General features: G+C 31.3%; 19 protein-coding genes and 1 pseudogene. 13 read left to right on the forward strand and 7 right to left on the reverse strand.

The features are described from left to right. Positions 1-74: 74 nt before the first annotated feature. From KA867_RS00370 to KA867_RS00390, 5 genes are all read left to right on the forward strand, one after another. Positions 75-803 (forward strand): ribonuclease FAU-1 family protein, encoded by a 729-nt coding sequence (locus KA867_RS00370; RefSeq protein WP_210136688.1) that lies wholly within the window; start codon positions 75-77, stop codon positions 801-803. Positions 804-968: 165 nt separating this feature from the next. Continuing rightward, positions 969-1,823 carry a LysR family transcriptional regulator gene (locus KA867_RS00375; protein WP_019468180.1) on the forward strand — a complete coding sequence of 285 codons (855 nt, stop codon included), beginning with the start codon at positions 969-971 and terminating at the stop codon, positions 1,821-1,823. A gap of 89 nt (positions 1,824-1,912) precedes the next feature. Further along, the gene (locus tag KA867_RS00380) at positions 1,913-3,121 is read left to right on the forward strand and encodes a sugar efflux transporter (protein WP_107505175.1); all 1,209 of its coding nucleotides are present in this window, start codon (positions 1,913-1,915) and stop codon (positions 3,119-3,121) included. A 6-nt stretch (positions 3,122-3,127) separates the two neighbouring features. Then, positions 3,128-3,616 (forward strand): DUF456 domain-containing protein, encoded by a 489-nt coding sequence (locus tag KA867_RS00385; protein ID WP_019468182.1) that lies wholly within the window; start codon positions 3,128-3,130, stop codon positions 3,614-3,616. A 159-nt stretch (positions 3,617-3,775) separates the two neighbouring features. After that, on the forward strand, positions 3,776-4,936 hold the full coding sequence (locus KA867_RS00390; RefSeq protein WP_210136689.1) for an MFS transporter: 1,161 nt from the start codon (positions 3,776-3,778) through the stop codon (positions 4,934-4,936). A 76-nt stretch (positions 4,937-5,012) separates the two neighbouring features. On the opposite strand, the gene KA867_RS00395 is transcribed toward KA867_RS00390, so the two are convergent. Beyond that, on the reverse strand, positions 5,013-5,696 hold the full coding sequence (locus KA867_RS00395) for a DUF1129 family protein (protein ID WP_210136866.1): 684 nt from the start codon (positions 5,694-5,696) through the stop codon (positions 5,013-5,015). Positions 5,697-5,794: 98 nt separating this feature from the next. Here KA867_RS00395 and KA867_RS00400 point away from each other — a divergent pair, with 98 nt between their 5' ends. From KA867_RS00400 to KA867_RS00415, 4 genes are all read left to right on the forward strand, one after another. Further along, positions 5,795-6,256 (forward strand): GNAT family N-acetyltransferase, encoded by a 462-nt coding sequence (locus tag KA867_RS00400; RefSeq protein WP_210136690.1) that lies wholly within the window; start codon positions 5,795-5,797, stop codon positions 6,254-6,256. 53 nt (positions 6,257-6,309) lie between these two features. After that, on the forward strand, positions 6,310-6,522 hold the full coding sequence (locus KA867_RS00405; RefSeq protein WP_107505178.1) for an SA0632 family lipoprotein: 213 nt from the start codon (positions 6,310-6,312) through the stop codon (positions 6,520-6,522). Between the two features lie 250 nt (positions 6,523-6,772). Beyond that, on the forward strand, positions 6,773-7,069 hold the full coding sequence (locus KA867_RS00410) for a hypothetical protein (RefSeq protein ID WP_046207354.1): 297 nt from the start codon (positions 6,773-6,775) through the stop codon (positions 7,067-7,069). A gap of 94 nt (positions 7,070-7,163) precedes the next feature. Next, on the forward strand, positions 7,164-7,706 hold the full coding sequence (locus tag KA867_RS00415; RefSeq protein WP_210136691.1) for a GNAT family N-acetyltransferase: 543 nt from the start codon (positions 7,164-7,166) through the stop codon (positions 7,704-7,706). A 215-nt stretch (positions 7,707-7,921) separates the two neighbouring features. On the opposite strand, the pseudogene KA867_RS00420 reads toward KA867_RS00415, so the two are convergent. After that, a pseudogene (locus tag KA867_RS00420) lies at positions 7,922-9,353 on the reverse strand (aminotransferase-like domain-containing protein). Positions 9,354-9,665: 312 nt separating this feature from the next. Here KA867_RS00420 and KA867_RS00425 point away from each other — a divergent pair. Then, on the forward strand, positions 9,666-10,283 hold the full coding sequence (locus KA867_RS00425) for a LysE/ArgO family amino acid transporter (RefSeq protein ID WP_210136692.1): 618 nt from the start codon (positions 9,666-9,668) through the stop codon (positions 10,281-10,283). A 57-nt stretch (positions 10,284-10,340) separates the two neighbouring features. On the opposite strand, the gene KA867_RS00430 is transcribed toward KA867_RS00425, so the two are convergent. The 4 genes from KA867_RS00430 to KA867_RS00445 form a co-directional block, all read right to left on the reverse strand. Then, on the reverse strand, positions 10,341-10,907 hold the full coding sequence (locus KA867_RS00430) for an LOG family protein (protein ID WP_019468231.1): 567 nt from the start codon (positions 10,905-10,907) through the stop codon (positions 10,341-10,343). Between the two features lie 3 nt (positions 10,908-10,910). Further along, positions 10,911-11,375 carry a YaiI/YqxD family protein gene (locus KA867_RS00435; protein WP_210136693.1) on the reverse strand — a complete coding sequence of 155 codons (465 nt, stop codon included), beginning with the start codon at positions 11,373-11,375 and terminating at the stop codon, positions 10,911-10,913. Between the two features lie 5 nt (positions 11,376-11,380). Further along, complete coding sequence (locus tag KA867_RS00440) at positions 11,381-12,082, reverse strand: hypothetical protein (RefSeq protein WP_210136694.1); 702 nt, start codon at positions 12,080-12,082, stop codon at positions 11,381-11,383. Between the two features lie 159 nt (positions 12,083-12,241). Continuing rightward, positions 12,242-13,117, reverse strand: coding sequence for an undecaprenyl-diphosphate phosphatase (locus KA867_RS00445; RefSeq protein ID WP_210136695.1), 876 nt, complete (start codon positions 13,115-13,117; stop codon positions 12,242-12,244). Between the two features lie 386 nt (positions 13,118-13,503). Here KA867_RS00445 and KA867_RS00450 point away from each other — a divergent pair, with 386 nt between their 5' ends. Further along, positions 13,504-15,129, forward strand: coding sequence for an ABC transporter ATP-binding protein/permease (locus KA867_RS00450; RefSeq protein WP_210136696.1), 1,626 nt, complete (start codon positions 13,504-13,506; stop codon positions 15,127-15,129). Beyond that, positions 15,126-16,802, forward strand: coding sequence for a thiol reductant ABC exporter subunit CydC (cydC, locus tag KA867_RS00455; RefSeq protein ID WP_210136867.1), 1,677 nt, complete (start codon positions 15,126-15,128; stop codon positions 16,800-16,802). The genes KA867_RS00450 and cydC overlap by 4 nt, the downstream gene beginning before the upstream one ends. Positions 16,803-17,214: 412 nt before the next feature. On the opposite strand, the gene mgrA is transcribed toward cydC, so the two are convergent. Continuing rightward, positions 17,215-17,658: a global transcriptional regulator MgrA gene (gene mgrA / locus KA867_RS00460; RefSeq protein ID WP_046207364.1), complete on the reverse strand. Its 444-nt coding sequence runs from the start codon at positions 17,656-17,658 to the stop codon at positions 17,215-17,217. Positions 17,659-17,883: 225 nt separating this feature from the next. On the opposite strand from mgrA, the gene KA867_RS00465 reads away from it, so the two are divergent. Next, the gene (locus tag KA867_RS00465) at positions 17,884-18,810 is read left to right on the forward strand and encodes a CobW family GTP-binding protein (RefSeq protein ID WP_210136697.1); all 927 of its coding nucleotides are present in this window, start codon (positions 17,884-17,886) and stop codon (positions 18,808-18,810) included. The last annotated feature ends 25 nt before the right edge of the window (positions 18,811-18,835 follow it).

An 18,835-nucleotide genomic window follows, 5' to 3' on the forward strand; every position in this document is an offset into this window, starting at 1 on the left:
AAATTTAAATGCAACAAACATAAGATGACATGTAAGGTTCAGTTTTATATAATAATGACAAGGAGTTGGTGGCAGTGAAAGTAAAATATATTGATAAACGTCACTGGCGTCGCATCATTGACCGAGAGTATACGGAAGTCAAAGTGAATAATAACAAATTTAAAGGTATTATTGGATTGGTAACGATGAAAAAAGTACGCGAACCGCTAGAAGTATCGGTGGTAGGACAAAATATTGTTGTTGCTGATGATAACTACCAGTGGTTACAAATATTACCTGAAAAAAAGCGTTATAGTATCACAGTGATGTTAGACGACAAGGGCAATCCATTAGAATATTACTTTGACATAAATATAAAAAACGTTACGCAAAAAGGAAATGCGCGTACGATTGATTTATGCTTAGACGTATTAGCATTACCTAGTGGCGCATACGAGCTTGTAGATGAAGACGACTTGTTACGCGCGTTAAATCAAGGACAAATTACGAAGAAACAATATCACGAAGCATACATTATCGCACATCAGTTAATGATTAAAATCGATACAGATTTTACAACGATGCAAGACAAAATTATGTATTGTTTTCATAAAATAAAACAAAAAGCGAATTCTCAAAAGCAATCTTCTTTTAATAAACAAAAATTTAAAGGAAAAAAGCATAAAGATAAAGACTCTGTATACAATGAGACTAAACATAAGCCGATGAAAAAATATAATAAGCATCATAATCATTCTAATCAAAACAAAAATAAATCACATCATAGTAAGATTAAAGATTCAAATGCATCTCAAAAATCTTAAAATTGTGGTAAACAAAATTCCCTATATTAGTCATGCATTAACCATGTTATAGTAAACACTGCGAGAATTGAAGATTACTGTATATAAGTAATTAACGCAAAGTAGAAAAAAGTAAAGCCACCATAAATAAAGATATTCAAGTATTTGTAAAATAGGGGGATAATTATGAAGATTGACGATTATCGCTTGTTAACTACATTAGATGAGACAAAAACGCTCAGGAAAGCAGCAGAAATTTTATATATCTCTCAACCAGCAGTAACACAACGATTAAAAGCGATAGAAAATGCATTTGGTGTCGATATATTCATACGTACAAAAAAACAATTAATAACTACGACTGAGGGTATGATGATTATTGAACACGCGCGCGATATGTTAAATAGAGAGCGTCTATTTTTAGATAAGATGCAAGCACATATCGGCGAAGTAAATGGTACCATTTCTATCGGTTGTTCGTCTTTAATAGGTCAAACGTTGTTGCCAGTTGTATTGAATTTATATACACGACAATTTCCAAATGTAGAAATTCAAGTTCAAGTAGGATCAAGTGAACAAATTAAAGCGAATCATAGAGATTACCATGTAATGATTATTCGTGGTAATAAAATGATGAATTTAAGCAACACACATTTATTTAATGACGAACATTATTTTATCCATCCAAAAAATCGTAATGATGAAGTAGAAAAGATGCCGTTTATCGAGTTTCAAGCTGATCCTATTTATATTAATCAAATTAAAGAATGGTATGGTAGTCAAATTGGTCAAGATTATCATGCAATGATTACGGTTGACCAAGTGGCGACATGTAAAGAAATGTTATTAAATGGTGTTGGCGTGACCATATTGCCAGAAATAATGATGAAACACTTGGATAAGGAACAATTTGCGTTTCAACGCGTAGATATAGACGATAAACCGCTGATTCGATCTACTTATCTAAGCTATGATCCAAGCATGTTACAGTTGCCACAAGTTGATTCATTTATTAATTTAATAATGGAATACGTGGAATAATAATTATTCACAATTGAATATTTTGGTTCAGTTATAAAAGTAATTTTGCGAAGAATTATATTGAATTTAATAGGAATAGAGGACGCTAAATGTTTAGTGAATTGTTACATATAAAAAATTATAAATTATTTGTCGTTAATATGATGATGTTAGGTATGGGAATTGCAATCACTGTACCGTATTTGGTATTATTTGCCACAAATGATTTAGGTATGACTTCTACCCAATACGGGTTGTTATTAGCATTAGCTGCAATTAGCCAATTTACTATGAATACAATTGTAGCGCGTTTTTCTGATACACATAGTATCAATAGAAAAACGATTATTATTACTGCACTTTTTATGGGCGCAGTCAGTTTTTCAATTTATTTTTATGTTCATGAGATATGGGTCTTTATAGTAATGTATGCCATTTTTCAAGGTTGTTTTGCCCCGGCTATGCCTCAAATGTATGCGTCAGCGAGAGAATCGATCAATACTTCTACATCAAAGGATAGAGCGAAATTCGCTAACGCTGTATTACGTTCGATGTTTTCATTTGGTTTCTTGTTCGGTCCACTTATAGGCGCGTTGTTACTCAGTTTTAAAGGATATGCAGGTTTATTTGGTGGAACGATAACAATCATATTATTCACACTTTTATTACAAGTTTTTTTCTTTAAAGATATTCAAACAAAGCGTCCAGTAGCAGATAGTACACATGTCGAAGCGGCTGCACCTAATATGCTGCGAGATAAAGTTTTATTTGTACCCTTTTTGGCTTTTATTTTATTACATATAGGACAATGGATGTATACGTTGAATATGCCATTGTATGTGACGAACTTTTTGAACGAGCCAGAAAGTCGAGTGGGTGTGCTAGCTAGTATTTGTGCTGGTCTAGAAGTACCATTTATGGTCATATTAGGTATTTTATCGGCAAAGTTGACTACGCGTACGTTACTGATACTTGGAGGTTTGTTTGGAGGGTTATTCTATTTTAGTATTGGTGTATTTAACAGTCTTATCATGATGATTGTAGGACAAGTATTTCTAGCGATTTTCCTAGCAATTTTACTTGGATTAGGTATAAGTTATTTCCAAGATATTCTACCTGATTTTCCTGGTTATGCATCTACATTATTTGCTAATGCGATGGTTATAGGACAATTATGTGGTAATCTGCTCGGTGGTATAATGAGTCATTGGGTTGGCTTAGGTAACGTGTTCTTTGTTTCTGCAGGGTCAATATTTTTAGGTATGATTTTAATATATTTTACGAAAGAACAAAAATTTACAGAAGAAAGTATGGAGTAGATTGTAATGACATTGATTTTATGGTTATTTATTATAGCAGCATTTGTTTTAGCATTTATCGGTTTAATTAAACCAATTATACCATCAGTACTTATATTGTGGATTGGTTTCTTAATTTATCAATTCGGCTTTGATAATCATCATTTGTCTTGGATTTTTTATGTATCGATGGCATTGTTCACAATATTTATTATTATTGCGGATTTCATTATGAATAAATATTTTGTCAGTAAATTCGGTGGATCAAAATTAAGCGAGTATGCAGCATTGATTGGTGTTATCGTTGGTTGTTTTGTCTTTCCACCATTTGGAATAATCATTATCCCGTTTATAGCGGTGTTAGTTGTTGAATTTATACAAGAGCCGCACTTTTCTAAAGCTTTAAAAGCAAGTTTTGGTTCAGTTGTAGCATTTTTAGCAAGTTCTATCGCTCAAGCGATAATAATGATTATTATGGTTATTTGGTTTTTCATAGATGCATTATTAATCAATTAATTTACGTAGTAAAAGATGTAACAAAAGGCATACAATCTTGGCGAGCGTCCTTATAGCATAAATGAATTGGAATATAAGCAATCTTCTTGTTTTCGTTATGACTACTTTAGTATAATCACTCACATGTGTTAAAAAACGGGAATAGGAAGGGAGTCTTAAATGAAATATCCAATTGCTATATGGATGCTCGCAATCGGTGCGTTTGCAATCGGAATGACAGAGTTTGTAATTATGGGATTATTGCCCAACATCGCTAGAGATTTTGATGTTAGTGTGAGTCAAGCTGGTCAACTGATTACAGGTTATGCCTTAGGTGTTGCTATCGGTGGTCCTATCATTGTAATGTTGACAATTAAGTGGAATAGAAAATATTTATTGTTGGCATTAATGGTGATATTTATTATAGGAAATTTTGCAGCATCATTTAGTCCAAATTATGGATTCATGATGACGAGTCGAATTATTACTTCATTAGCGCACGGTTCATTTTTTGGTATAGGTTCAATATTAGCTGCAAGTATGGTTAAACCAGAAAAGCGTGCTAGTGCAATGGCATTAATGTTTATGGGTTTAAGCATGAGTAATATATTAGGCGTGCCATTTGGAACGTTAATCGGCCAAAATTTTGGTTGGCCAATGACATTTATTATTATATCAATCATCGGAGCATTAGCATTAATAGGTATTATTATATTTGTACCAATGAAAAAAGAAACAGTTAAATCATCTGTATTAAATGAACTGAAAATCTTAAAAGAAAAACGTTTATGGTTAACATTAGCTGTTACATTATTTGGATTTAGCAGTGTGTTTGCTTACTTTACTTATATATCAACAGTACTTATTGATGTGTCACATGTACAAGAAAATTTAATTTCATATTTATTGATTATATTTGGTGTTGGTGTCACATTAGGTAATGTTGTAGGCGGAAAACTTGCAGATTGGAATTTAAATAAAGCATTAAAAATGATATTTAGTGTATTTATTTTATATTTCATCTTATTATATTTTGTGCAAATGAATGGACTATTAATGGTAGCAGGTATTTTCTTTTTCGGTCTAATTGGATTCAGTATGAGTCCATCACTACAATATAAAAGTACGTTAATTTCACAAGATGCACCAACTCTTGCGAGTACACTTAACCAATCAGCATTTAATTTAGGAAATGCTTTAGGTGCGTTTATCGGAGGTGTCGTGGTAACAAATCTACCAGTTGCATCCTTAAGTTTAATTGCGCCAATATTAACATTAATTGGCCTTGTATTCTTATTTATCAATATTGCAGTAGAAAAGAAAGAAAGTATAACAACATAGGTGAAACATAAACTAAAAACACGTCAGCCACTTCTTAAATTTTAGAAGCATGTGCTAACGTGTTTTTAAATTATCTTTATAAAGAAGCATTTGTATTTTTATTAGTAAAGTGATGATCAATATATAATGCTGTTGGAATGAAGATAAAAGAAATAATAATAAAAGTCCAGTTGCTAATTAATATATATGGTCCTACAGTTAAAAATGTCTGTGGAATGAAAAAAACATAAAATATCCCACATACGGATAAAAGTAAAACGAGATATGTTAAAAGCCAAGATAAATGTGATGTACTAAAACAGCGTATTTGTACTGTTTTAAATAACATCCAAATAAAGAAAAAAATGATAGCAATACCTACGATTAATGTGAGTGGAAAAGTATATAGATATAGTCGTTTTGCGCCAATAAAAAATCCTGCAAATCCTTTAAGAAAACAAAAAATACCCACAAACAGCATGATATGACGCATAATGTACTTGAAAATATTTCTTATTGTTTCATTTGGTAAACGTCTAAGTTCTCTTTTTGCATGAGCTTTTGGATCATGATCAAAGAATTCCGTTGCTAATGCACCATCTTTTTCTGCTTCCAACAATTGATTTAAAACACGATTTAACATTTTTTCTGAATCATGCGGATTAACACTCAAATCAGCTCTAACATAAGTCATATAATTTTCGAAAGTATCTCGATCTGTATTATTTAAACGTAATGCTTTTACATTGTTTTCACGCATTAATTTATCGGTAGATTTCATTGGCATTTGGCATTCCTTCTTACATATAAAATATATTGATAATGCTAATTATGACTAATATAGTATTATAAATCAATAACACTTTTAAAGGAGTAATAATGGAATATTTAAAACAAACACAGCAACAATATTTAAATGAAATTGCAGAAATTCACGAACAACAACTTAATGAACAATATGAGCAATATCAAAACACTACTATCTCTGTTGGATTGCGCAAAGAAATGATTGAAAATGGATTAATGGCCAACACAGATGTTGTGATTATCGAAATACAACATCAACAAATGATTGCTTTTATCTGGGCAAGATATTTAAAACAATATCAAAAAGTCATTATTGAAATGATGTATGTTTCAGAAGATTATAGAAATCAGGGTATAGCGAAAGTATTAAAAAAAGAAGTGGAAATATGGGCGCATGCTAAAGGTGCTTTAGAAATCGAAAGCACAGTAGTCAACCACAATAACGCAATGAAAGATTTGAATTTTAAACTTGGATATCATATAAGTTCAGTAACTATGAATAAAAGATTAATAATAAATAATGAAGATATTTAAAAATAATGATAAAATTATATTATTATTATGAAATTAACAAAAGGAGTTCTTACATGAAAAAATGTTTAGCACTCATACTTGCGTCCACTGTGTTACTTACAGCTTGTGGAAAAAATGATGAAAAAGCAACGTTAGAGAAAGATATTGATAAATTAGAAAAGCAAAATAAAGATTTGAAAAAGCAAAAAGAAGATTTAGAAAAACAAAAAGATAAACTCCAAGATAAGTCAAAGAATTTAGAAAAAGATGTTAACGCTGAAACATAGGCTTCCAAACGTATTTCTTTACAAAATGATTTTATGCAATATTTCCCAGGAAATTATTGTACTATCGTTTTACAAATTGTTATAATGGGTATCATTAACGTAATGAACATAAAAAGTTTCAAAAAATAGATTTGAAATTATAAGTCAATTGTCTAGCAATACCTTTATATCAAGCGTGACTTTATAATGAATCATTTATTATACGCAGTTTTAAATAATCATTTTTCATTAGGAGAAAGAGGGAATAACGATGCATGAAAAAGATTTTGTATTACTAGAAGGGCGTTCAATTACGCTTCCAGAGTTAGGTAGAGAAATTGAAAGTATAACTGGTAGAGAAATCAAAGATTCAACGGGTGAAATTAAACGTGTTATTGCACATTTACCAAACTTTGAATCTGATACTGATACATTTGTAGCTACTTACAAATTAAATCATAAAAATGATTTTATAGATGCAACATTTACCGCACCAAAAAGTGAACGTGGTCGGTTAAAAGAAGTGGCTGTAAATGTTGAATTGATCAGTTATATTTCAAGAGCATAAGCAAAGCTTAATCCATGTGATAGCGCGGTATGAGAATAATCATAACGCGTTATTTTCTATAGAAATTTAATTTCCAGTTTAGAGGTGTAACAGTATGACAGTTTATATAGAAACTGAGCGTTTAAGGTTACGGGACTGGCAAGCAGAAGATTTACTTCCATTTCAACAGATGAATGCGAATCATCAAGTCCGTAGATATTTCACGAGTTTATTAAGCTATCGACGTTCAGAACATGATATGAAAAAGATGAATGACATTATTATAAATCATGGTATAGGACTTTTTGCTGTTGAATTAAAAGAAACAAATGGATGGCTTGGTTTTATTGGATTGAACTATGTACCGAAAGACAGCAAATATACGTTTGATGAGCTACCATTCTATGAAATTGGCTGGCGTTTAATCCCTGAAGTATGGGGGAATGGTTTCGCAACTGAAGGTGCAGAAGCGGTACTCCAATATGCAAAGCAGCATGGTATTCATGACGTATACGCATTTACTTCAGAAAATAATGCGCCTTCACGTAAGGTTATGGAAAAAATAGGTATGAAATTATATGATTTCTTTGAATACCCAGAATTAAGTAAATATCATCCGCTTAAAAGACATGTTAGGTATTATAAAGATCTAACATAACAAAACAAGCAAAATAAAATCTTAAATAAAGTAGTGAGATATAAATCTCATTCTTATAAAAAAGGCTAATTCCTATGAAAATGGATTAGTCTTTTATTTATTACGATTTTAACCGTGCATGCTTGCCTGGGGATATGGCTCGAGCCTGTAGTCTCTCGCTCATATCATTTCCCCGGGCGTCCGCAGGGTACAAAATCACAATGAATAACCATGTTTTAATTATATTTGCTTTGTATTTGATTTTTAATAATATGACTCAATTTTTGTAATGCAACATTAATATCTTCAATATTTATATAAGAATATGAAAATCTTATGTGATATTGAGCGTCTTTATCATAAATTTCACCGGGATGAATTAAAATTTGATTTTGAATCGCTAAATCGAATAGTGTCTTCATGTTTATTGGATCGTTTAATTTGAACCAAATATAATAAGAACCTTTAGGTATAGACCACGTACCTAAATCTTGAAAATGTTGATTTAAAGCGTTTAAAATTTATTACGTCTTTCTAAAAGTACTTGTTTTAAATATTTTAAATGTTGTTCATAGTATATGGGGTTATTTAACCACTCAGTTGCGATAAATTGTGATAGTGAGCTGGCACCATAATCATTTTGCATTTTTAAATCAGCTAAATGCATAACAACGGATGGTTTACCTATAATCCATCCTACTCTTAAACCGGGACTCACTGTTTTGGATAAACTACTCATATATATAGAATATTATCGTTCTCTTCTAACGATTTTAAAGGTCGAGGGCGAAGTCCTTCGAACCACAAGTCACCGTATACATCATCTTCAACAATAGGTATGCCTGCTTGTTGACATTGTTGAATTAATTTATATTTTTCTGCTTGGGTATATGAATGTTGTGTGGGATTATGTAAAGTCGGTATACAATAAAAGATACTGTTTTTATATAACGTTTTTGCATTGAAAATAGTATTAATTTGTTGTTTTATTTTAGAAATCGATAAAAAGTTAAGGTCTGCTCGAATATTATGCCATGTATGTACAGAATTTATATATGAGGGTGTTTCTATAATAATCTTTGAATTTGGTATGAGTAAACCGTCAGCGATTAGTTTTAATCCCTGCAATGCACCAGAAGTGATACAAATGTTTTCTACATTACACGTAATCCCCAACTTTTTAACATGATTTACAATCGCTTTTCTTAAATTCAAATTACCTAAGGGGTGTTCATAATTGGTTTTTAGAGCAGTTGTCGTTTGTTTTGAAAAAATATCTCGAAATTGCTTGTTTGGAATTAACTGTGGACTAAGTTCACCAGTACTTAAACGTATTATGTGTGCATCGAATTCTAATTCGTTAATTCGTTGTATAAAGTATTGGTTATTCTTTGAAGCGCTATTTTTTATATAGTCATGCCAATTCATTTTATGATTGATATATGTATTCCAATTACTTTTTGAAACGTATAACCCTTTACGTGCTTTGCTTTCTAAAACTCCATAACTTTGTAGTATTTCTAAAGACTGAATAATAGTTGAACGATTGACACGATATTGAGTAGCCAAATTCCTCTGAGAAGGTAATTTCATACCTGCTTCTAAATCACCATTTTTAATCTTTGAAAATATATCATCAATAATTTCTTTGTATTTTGGCGTGAACATGCTAAATCTCCTTTAAATGATTGGTTGGCTTTTTAATTTATAACTGGTTGGTAAAAATCAATTGAATTTATTGTATCATGATTATATACAGAAACACGCTCCGTAGTTTAAATTTGAATATTTAATGCGCATTACTTTGTAGAAAATTAATTCATTCAGTTGAATACATCAGTATATTGTGTGAATTAAAGCGAAATGATGGTTAGTAGTAATTGATTGTGACTGGCTATATATACTTGCTAGTTAAGTTCGAGAGAAGGGGAAACTGGTATGGTTTAATGATGATTTTGTTATTCAGAAAGAGGAGATAATATGTTTCAACCGATGATTCATGGTTTGTTTTTAGCTTTAGGATTAATTTTACCTTTAGGTGCACAAAATGTATTTGTATTTAATCAAGGAGCAAATCAAAAACAATTCATTAAGACAATTCCAGTGATCATAGCAGCAGGGTTATGCGATACATTATTAATTGTATTGGCTGTGTTAGGCGTGTCAGTTATATTACTGTCACTACCAATGTTACAAATTGTTATTTATTGTATTGGTTTTATTTTTCTTATTTATATGGCTTGGTCATTATGGAAGGAGAAACCTCAAGTGCTTGATCGTTATCAATCAATGTCTGCGAGAAAGCAAATTGGTTTTGCTTTGTCTGTTTCATTACTGAACCCTCATGCAATTATGGATACTATTGGTGTTATAGGTACGAACGCAGCAATATATGAAGGTACAGATAAAATGTTTTTTAGCATAACTACAATCATTGTTTCCTGGTTTTGGTTTATATTTTTGGCTATTGCAGGCAAGGTCGTAGGTAATATTGATAAAACTGGAAAATATATCTTAATATTAAATAAATTTTCAGCAATGATTATTGTGATAGTTGCATGTATCATATTAAAACAATTATTAGTAATACTATTTTAAACATAAGAAAAGCAGAGATAGTTGCATCGTAATGCATACATATCTCTGCTTTTATAGTTAATCGTAACTTCTAACACCTAAAGGCTTATAGTTATGAATCGTTTCGAACAGCTCTTCAGGGTTGTTACATAGCGGTGCAAGTGATTGATATTTTTTATCGATAAATCCTTCATGAATCATATGATCAATCAATGTTTGTAAAGGCTCGAAAAAACGGTTGATATTATAGATAGCGATTGGCTTTTCATGAATACCAATTTGCGACCAACTATACATTTCAAAAAATTCTTCTAAAGAGCCAGCGCCTCCTGGGGCCATGACAAATGCATCTGCCAATTCTGCCATTTTGTTTTTTCTTTCATGCATAGAATCAACTAATATGAGTTCACTTAGTCTAGTACTAGTAATTTCTCGTTCATTTAACATATTGGGCATAACGCCAATGGCACTACCGCCATGATCTAATACACCATCTTGAATGGCTCCCATAATACCGACAGAACCAGCACCAAATACCAGTTCATAATTATGTTTAGCCATATAAGTGCCTAACTGATAAGCTTCTTTCATGTATGATGCGTCTTTACCTTTACTTGCACCACAATAAACAGCAATTTTTTTCATACTCTATTCCTCCGTAAATAATGACAAATCATTAATTATAGACAAAAAATTTTGTTCAAATATCGCAATGTCATCTGCTGTAAAAGCAGAAGGACCTTTAGTACGTCCACCACTTTTTCGGAATTGTGCACTAGCATGTCGTTGTTCTAACAAGGTGTTGATATTATTTTGATTGAATACAAACCCTTTATGGTGCATAACAACTTTAGCTTTATTTAATAATAAACTTGCAAGTCCATAATCTTGTGTTATTACAATATCTTCTGATTGAGTGATTTTAACGATTTTATAATCGACCGCATCTGGGCCATCATCAACATAAATAACATTGACGTGATCAGGTTGTACTTTTGAAGAAAAATGACTAAAGCTTCGAACGACGGTAACAAAGATGCTTGTCCCTTTCGTCAATTCAACAACAGAATTGGTAACAGGACAAGCATCTCCATCAATGATGACTTGAGTCATAATAATTATTTACCTTTTTCTTCATTGTTTTGTTTAACAATGCTTTTAGCAACATAATTTTTGTATTTTTTGAATTCCGCTAAACGATCTTTTTTATTTTTATCGCGAGCTTTGTCTTCTTCTTTATGACGTTTATCTATATTTTTTTGTAATTTCTTATTGAATTTATTTATTTCTTTGCGATTTTCTTTTTCAAGTTTTTCGCCTTTTTGTTCTGTTTCTTTGTCTAATTTTCCTGGAGTCATTCCAACTTTTTCCATATGTTTGTTAGATTTTTTCATAGACTGAATACGTTGTTTTTCATTTTCTTGACGTTTTTTATCTTCTTCATTGTGGCGTTTGTCTATATTTTTTTGTAACTTCTTATTCATTTTGTCTGCTTCTTTACGATTTTCTTTTTCAAGTTTTTCGCCTTTTTTCTCAATATAATCAGGATCGTGCTCTTTAGCAATACGTTTTAGTTCGCGTTTTTGATCTATATTATGTTTTTTATCAATAACATAATCTTTTGCGTTTGAAGATTTATCTACTACTGTATCTTTAATTTGAACAGATTTGTTTGCTACGGTTTTTGAAGCTTTAGCAGTTGCATCACTGGCTTTTTTAACATCTGGATGATCTTTTATACGTTTACGTTCAACGATTAACGGTACTAAAAACACAGGCGCTACTGTGATGATTGTTTTAATTAATTGCTTTTTGTCCATACTCGTTGCCTCCAATAATTTTATACTATCTACTTATTACCCCATAATACATCATAATAAACGGTAAATACACGTACTTTCATGGATTTATTGCTGTAATTTTAGAAATGAAATTTAAGAAGAGGCTGGACAAATTGTTTGCCACAGCCTCTAACCATTTTACTGTCCACTGATTCCCTGGCCTATACCAAAGCCGAAGTAAAGGATTGCGATTATAATGACTAACACAATTCTATAAATGGCAAATGGAATCAGTTTTATTTTACTAATTAAGAATAAGAATGTTTTAATGGCAATTAAACCAACGATAAATGCTGTGATAAACCCTAGGAAGTAAAAACCAATGTGATTTAATTGAATATATTCAAAGTTTTTTACTAGTGATAAACCACTTGCTGCTAACATCACAGGAACTGCCATAATAAATGTGAAATCAGAAGCAGATTTATGGTTCATTTTCATGAGTACACCTGTTGAAATTGTAGAACCAGATCTACTGAAACCAGGCCACATAGCGATGGCTTGAGATAAACCAATTATAAAAGCTTGGAAATAATTAATTTGATCTACTGTTTGTGGATTCGTAACTTTTTTACTGTATACATCTGCAATGATCATATATATTGCACCGATAAATAATCCAATCATGACTGTTGGGACGCTAAATAAATATTTTTCAATAACATCATCAAACATTAAACCAAGAATACCGGCTGGAATCATACCCACAATGATATGGAGTAAGTTTAAGCGTTTTGGTTTTTGACCGATGCCATCGATGGGCTCAGATCTATATTTACCTATATGTAACATTTCAAAATAACGTTCACGGAATACCCAGGCTCCTGCGAACACAGAACCGAGCTGAATCACAATTTTAAAGGTGAATGCAGATTCAGAGCCTAAAAATTGAGTTGATTTTAACCACATATCATCTACAAGAATCATATGACCAGTAGATGATACAGGTGCAAACTCAGTTAATCCTTCGACAATTCCTAGAATGATTCCTTTTATCAATTCAAGCAATATCATAATTAACCTACTTTCATAATATGGATTATAGTTTATTCATTTTCATTTTATAATAATAGCACATTAAAATTATAAAGTGCTATAGATAAATAAGATTTTGGACTAAAGACTGAGGAAAAAAGTACTTACTTCAGTTAATAGGGCGAAAAGTACATTATTATAAATTTCCATAAGAAAGTCGAAATCATTTTTAGGGAACTTTATTTAAAATTTAATAAGTTTATAATGATGAAAAGTTTATTGTTTATGTTTAAAATTTAAGAATTCAATTGTTTGATTATAATTATGGCAAAAATATGAATTAAGTAAATAAAAATGTATTAATTTTTGAGCCAATTCATTTCATTTTAATACAATCCATATATAATATGAACCAGGTGATATTTGTGAAAAGATTAACAAGTTTAGCGATGAAGTATAAAATTTATCCGATATTAATGTTTGTAATCAGTACAGCATTAGCGATTACTGTAGTCATTCAGAACGTTGCTATAGCAGAAATTTTAAATGCAATGTTACGCAATACACATCAAGATTTGTTAATTTTACTACTAGTGACATTAATTATTTTATTAGCAAGAGCGACATTTAATACAATAAATCAAATGATAGGTAATCGTATGTCTGCTCGCGTTAAATATGACTTACGACGTCAATTAATTTTGAATAAATCGACAGAACCCATTGGTGTTCAAATAAATACACTGACTGAAAATATAGATGGCATAGTGCCATTTTTTAATAGTTATTTTCCTCAGGTTTTTAAGTCTATGATGATACCGTTATTTATCATAATCGCAATGTGTTTCATACATTTGAACACTGCTTTAATTATGATTGTTACTGCACCATTTATACCAATGTTTTATATCATTTTTGGATTGAAAACACGTGATGAATCAAAAGATAAAATGACCTATTTAAATCAGTTTAGTCAGCAGTTTTTAAATAAAATAAAAGGGCTGATTACGCTCAAATTATTTAATAAAACTGAGGCTACAGAACAATCTTTATATGAGGAAAGTACAACATTTCGAAATTTAACGATGCGCATTTTAAGAAGCGCCTTTTTATCGGGATTGATGTTAGAGTTTATCAGTATGCTGGGTATTGGCCTTGTTGCTTTAGAAGCGGGTCTAGGATTGATATTGTTTGATAGTATAGATTTTAAAACGGCAGCTATAGCAATCATATTAGCACCTGAATTTTATAATGCTATTAAAGATTTAGGTCAATCTTTTCATACTGGAAAGCAAAGTGAAGGATCAAGTGATGTTGTCTTCGATTTATTAGATCGACAAGAGCGATATGTACAATCACAAGTGCAAACGAATAATGATCAAAAGCCATTAATACAACTTGAGCATGTGTATTATAAATATGACGACACGCAACATCATGCTTTGGAAGATATCAATCTTAGTATTTATGATGGAGAACATATTGCATTAATTGGAAAAAGTGGGGCTGGAAAGTCTACTTTAGCCCAAGTTATAGCACAACATTTTAAACCACAATATGGCTCTGTGATCTATAAACAACAATTAAAAATTGGCTTTTTAAGTCAGCATCCATATATTTTTAACGCATCTATTAGAGATAATATGACCATGTTCCAAAAAATTGACGAAGATAAAATTTTAGAAGCGCTTGACGATGTTAACTTAAAACAGGTTATCAATGCGTTAGAAAACGGTATTGATACTTGGATTGGTGAAGGTGGAGAGATGCTCTCTGGAGGGCAGATGCGAAGAATTGAACTGTCACGATTGTTATTATTGCAACCTGATGTATTGATATTTGATGAACCTGCAACGGGATTGGATGTACAAACAGAACATGTCATTCAATCTGTGATAAACAAAAAGTTTGAAAATACGACTATCATCACCATCGCACATAGAGAAAATACTTTAAAAAATGCAGATAGACGTATAAAGATTAATGAAGGTTTTGTTGAGTCCATAAAAGTAATCAAGCAAAATGCGTATAAAGGTGGTGACTTTTGTTGAGACCACATATTCAATTTAAGGTAGATAAAGATTTAATTTTATCTATCATTGTAGGTATATTAGGCAGTTTAACTGCATTAAGCATGTTTTTCTTAAGTGGTTATATGGTGACGCAAAGTGCTTTAGGTGCACCATTATTTGCTTTAATGGTTTTAATTGTTTCTGTTAAAATGTTTGGATTTATACGTGCGGTTGCAAGATATATCGAACGATTATTATCTCACAAAGCAACATTTACTATGTTGAGAAATGTGAGGGTACAATTTTTTAAGAATATTATACCTGTCGTACCAGACGTATATAGAAAATTTAAATCCAGTGATTTACTTGGTCGCATGGTTGGTAGTGTCGAAGCACTACAAAATATTTATTTAAGAGTTTATTATCCACCAGTAGTTATTGGCTTAACGGCGATAATTGCAATGGTTGTGACTTTTTATTTCTCATTTGTTCATGCACTTATCATCTTTATTAGTATGTTGATAACATTGGTTTTAATTCCTTGGTTAAGCGCGAAAAAGGCACAATTATTAAAAAGGGATGTTAATCGTATACAAGACCAATTTTTAAATCAATTTTACGATTATAAAGAAGGGTATCAAGAACTTGCACGATTTGACCAAACAGAATACTATCAGCATCGGGTTTTAAATCAATTGAATGCGTATGAACAAGCACAAGCAAAAGAGCAACGCTTCTTATCGTTGTATGAATACAACTTAAATCTGGTTTCAATGATTGCTTTATTTGCAACATTATATTTGGGTGTCATACAAGTACAAAATCAACAGCTAGATGTTGTTTACTTAACAAGTATTGTTTTGATGATGTTAACACTATTTGAACAAGCAATTCCTATGAGTAATGTGGCTTATTATAAAGCGGATACGGATGAAGCTTTAAACAATATCAATGAAGTTATTGCACACCCAATTCAACAAGGCAATCAAACATTATCATTGGATAATGAAGTACATCAACCGTTATTAGAAGTTCAAAATGTTGATTTTAAATATTGGAATCAATCGAATTACACTTTAAAAAAAATAAAGCTGAGTGTGCATGAAGGTGAGCATGTTGCAATTATTGGTCCTTCTGGTTCAGGCAAGAGTACCTTATTACAATTAATGTTAGGTCTCTATCAAAGTGAAGATGGCAAGGCTTTAATAAATAATCTAGATATTACAAATATTTTAGATTCAGATAAATATAGTTCGATTAATGCTCTATTACAGTCACAACAGTTATTTGATGGTACAGTACGTGATAATTTATTCACTGATCAAGATGATACAGTAATCGAAGATGTTTTTGATACACTTGGTTTATCGCACATTGATTTAGATAGACACATCACACTTTCAGGTAATACATTATCTGGTGGTGAAATTCAAAGGATTGGTATTGCAAGATTATTATTAAAAGAGGCTCCAATTTGGGTGCTTGATGAGCCTACTACAGCGCTAGATATTTATCATACGAATCTTGTGATGGATGAAATTCACAAACAATCTCAAACATTAATCGTTGCAACACATGATTTACGACTACTACCAAAATTTGATAAAATCATGGTTATGGTTGACGGTGAAATAATAGAATCCGGAGATTACCAATCGTTACTATCAAACAAAGGCTATTTATATCAAATGGTCATGTTAAATCAAGAGTGACTTTTCAATAAAAGATAGCAATATAAGCACTCGATTTGTAAATGGAAAATGTTGAAAATTTAATATGAAGCGCTAGCAAATGAACGAATCACTGAAGTATTTGTGCAGAAATGTATCATTATTTCAGTGATTTCTTAATAGTATTTAAAAAAGTATGGGGTAGCAATCTAATTTTATTAAAAGATTTCGCCGTCCCAACCTTGTAAGAATGACTAACATTGAAAAAAGTGTAAAAGGATTACCTGAGCTGTGGCTCATGCATAAGCCCCACTAACCCAACAAGTTGGGAAGTGGGGCTTTACAATAAACTAGAGTCTAGGACAATTCAATGATGTCCTAGACTCTAGCTCTAAATTAATATATTTAATTCATCAATTTCATATAGTTTTACTTTAACATTAGAAATTTAGCATTATTTTGCTTTTTCTTCAGTAAAGGCATTAATTACTTTTGAAAGTAATCGATTTAGTTCTTTGTTTTCTTCTGCGCTAAGTGAAGATGCAACTGCCACATCTTGGCATGCTGTGTCCAATTCAGGTCGAATTGCTTCACTTTTATCTGTTAAGTGGATAAACACTTCACGTTGATCTACTTCAGAACGTTCACGTTTAATTAAATCAACTTGCTCCATTCTTTTTAGTAATGGAGATACAGTACCTGTATCAAGTGCTAATTCAGTTACGACTTTTTTCACGTTAACAGGTGAATCAGCCCATAAGATTGTTAAAACTAAAAACTGTGGATATGTTAATTTGTATTTTTTAAAGACATTGTTAGAGTAGTAGCGATTTACTTGTCTTTGAGCATTATACAAACTGAAACATAATTGATCCTTTAAATTAAGTGGTTCAGACATAAAGTTCTCCTCCAGACATTCTATCCGTTTTGTTCTTTCTGTTTCGGATTTGAATCCGTCTATTGTTGTGTTACACTTCCTCAAGCATACTTTCACACTGTGCCATGCTAAAATAAAGTATGTATAAAGTTTAGAAGAAAGTCAACATTTTATCAAGTGAAAGGTTAATTATAAGAATAATTAAGGTTTTACGCAAACATTTTTATTTATGAAATGAGTGAGTATATGAAAAATATTAACCATCAAAAAACCAAAATTACGATTATTACGGGATTTTTAGGAAGTGGCAAAACAACTTTCCTCAGTAAATATGTAAAATATTTACAAAAAAGCAATGAAAACCCAGGCGTAATCGTAAACGAATACGGTAATTTAGATATAGATAGCTATGCTATTAGCAATGATATTGAGGTTGTGTCAATATTAAATGGTTGCGTATGCTGTGATTTGCAACTAGATTTAATAAAACAATTAAAACATTTTCTAAGCAAAAGTGCAATGCGCCATATAATAATTGAGGCGACAGGTTTAGCACATCCAATTGAAATTATTGCGGCATGTCAGGATCCTGAAATCATTGAACAAGTCGCCCAACCTACAGTTATAGGATTGGTGGATGGGCCTCGTTTCCTAAATCGTTTTCAATATACCAACCATACAATTCAATTGATGGAAGAACAATTATCTGTGTGTCATGACATAGTGATGAACAAAATGGACCTCATTGATAATCATGCACATGATATTGATGAAGCAATTCGCAAAATTAATCCAACAGCATCTAAATATTTTACTACATATGCAGATATGGATATGAATCAAATTAGTGCGGTTGCAAATGGAACTCAAATGAAAATGAATTCACATGTACATCATCATGGTATAAATCGTATACATTATCATTTTTCTGGACCCATTAATAGACAATTATTTTATCAATTTATTTTACGGTTGCCAGATAATGTTCTAAGATTAAAGGGATATGTGAAATTTAAAGATGTGCCAGAAGATATTTATGAATTTCAATATGCTTTTGGGTTGCCAGATTACCAAACGATTGATAAAGAAGTGTCCTTGACGATAGTTATTATTGGTGAGCAATTAGATGTAAATAAACTACGAAATCAATTAGATATGCTACAATTTACCTAATTTAAATTAATGTAATGAAGAAGGG

Origin of the sequence: Staphylococcus sp. GDH8C109P (genome assembly GCF_017893405.1) — a bacterium.
GTDB classification, from domain to species: domain Bacteria; phylum Bacillota; class Bacilli; order Staphylococcales; family Staphylococcaceae; genus Staphylococcus; species Staphylococcus cohnii.

Bases quoted from the DNA above. Each gene is read 5' to 3' on its own strand.
- KA867_RS00380 (WP_107505175.1), top strand. From the start codon at position 1,913: ATGTTTAGTGAATTGTTACATATAAAAAATTATAAATTATTTGTCGTT.
- KA867_RS00375 (WP_019468180.1), top strand. From the start codon at position 969: ATGAAGATTGACGATTATCGCTTGTTAACTACATTAGATGAGACAAAA.
- KA867_RS00430 (WP_019468231.1), bottom strand. From the start codon at position 10,907: ATGAAAAAAATTGCTGTTTATTGTGGTGCAAGTAAAGGTAAAGACGCA.
- KA867_RS00435 (WP_210136693.1), bottom strand. From the start codon at position 11,375: ATGACTCAAGTCATCATTGATGGAGATGCTTGTCCTGTTACCAATTCT.
- KA867_RS00445 (WP_210136695.1), bottom strand. From the start codon at position 13,117: ATGATATTGCTTGAATTGATAAAAGGAATCATTCTAGGAATTGTCGAA.
- KA867_RS00385 (WP_019468182.1), top strand. From the start codon at position 3,128: ATGACATTGATTTTATGGTTATTTATTATAGCAGCATTTGTTTTAGCA.
- KA867_RS00415 (WP_210136691.1), top strand. From the start codon at position 7,164: ATGACAGTTTATATAGAAACTGAGCGTTTAAGGTTACGGGACTGGCAA.
- KA867_RS00390 (WP_210136689.1), top strand. From the start codon at position 3,776: ATGAAATATCCAATTGCTATATGGATGCTCGCAATCGGTGCGTTTGCA.
- KA867_RS00410 (WP_046207354.1), top strand. From the start codon at position 6,773: ATGCATGAAAAAGATTTTGTATTACTAGAAGGGCGTTCAATTACGCTT.
- mgrA (WP_046207364.1), bottom strand. From the start codon at position 17,658: ATGTCTGAACCACTTAATTTAAAGGATCAATTATGTTTCAGTTTGTAT.
- KA867_RS00465 (WP_210136697.1), top strand. From the start codon at position 17,884: ATGAAAAATATTAACCATCAAAAAACCAAAATTACGATTATTACGGGA.
- KA867_RS00405 (WP_107505178.1), top strand. From the start codon at position 6,310: ATGAAAAAATGTTTAGCACTCATACTTGCGTCCACTGTGTTACTTACA.
- KA867_RS00400 (WP_210136690.1), top strand. From the start codon at position 5,795: ATGGAATATTTAAAACAAACACAGCAACAATATTTAAATGAAATTGCA.
- KA867_RS00440 (WP_210136694.1), bottom strand. From the start codon at position 12,082: ATGGACAAAAAGCAATTAATTAAAACAATCATCACAGTAGCGCCTGTG.
- KA867_RS00425 (WP_210136692.1), top strand. From the start codon at position 9,666: ATGTTTCAACCGATGATTCATGGTTTGTTTTTAGCTTTAGGATTAATT.
- KA867_RS00395 (WP_210136866.1), bottom strand. From the start codon at position 5,696: ATGAAATCTACCGATAAATTAATGCGTGAAAACAATGTAAAAGCATTA.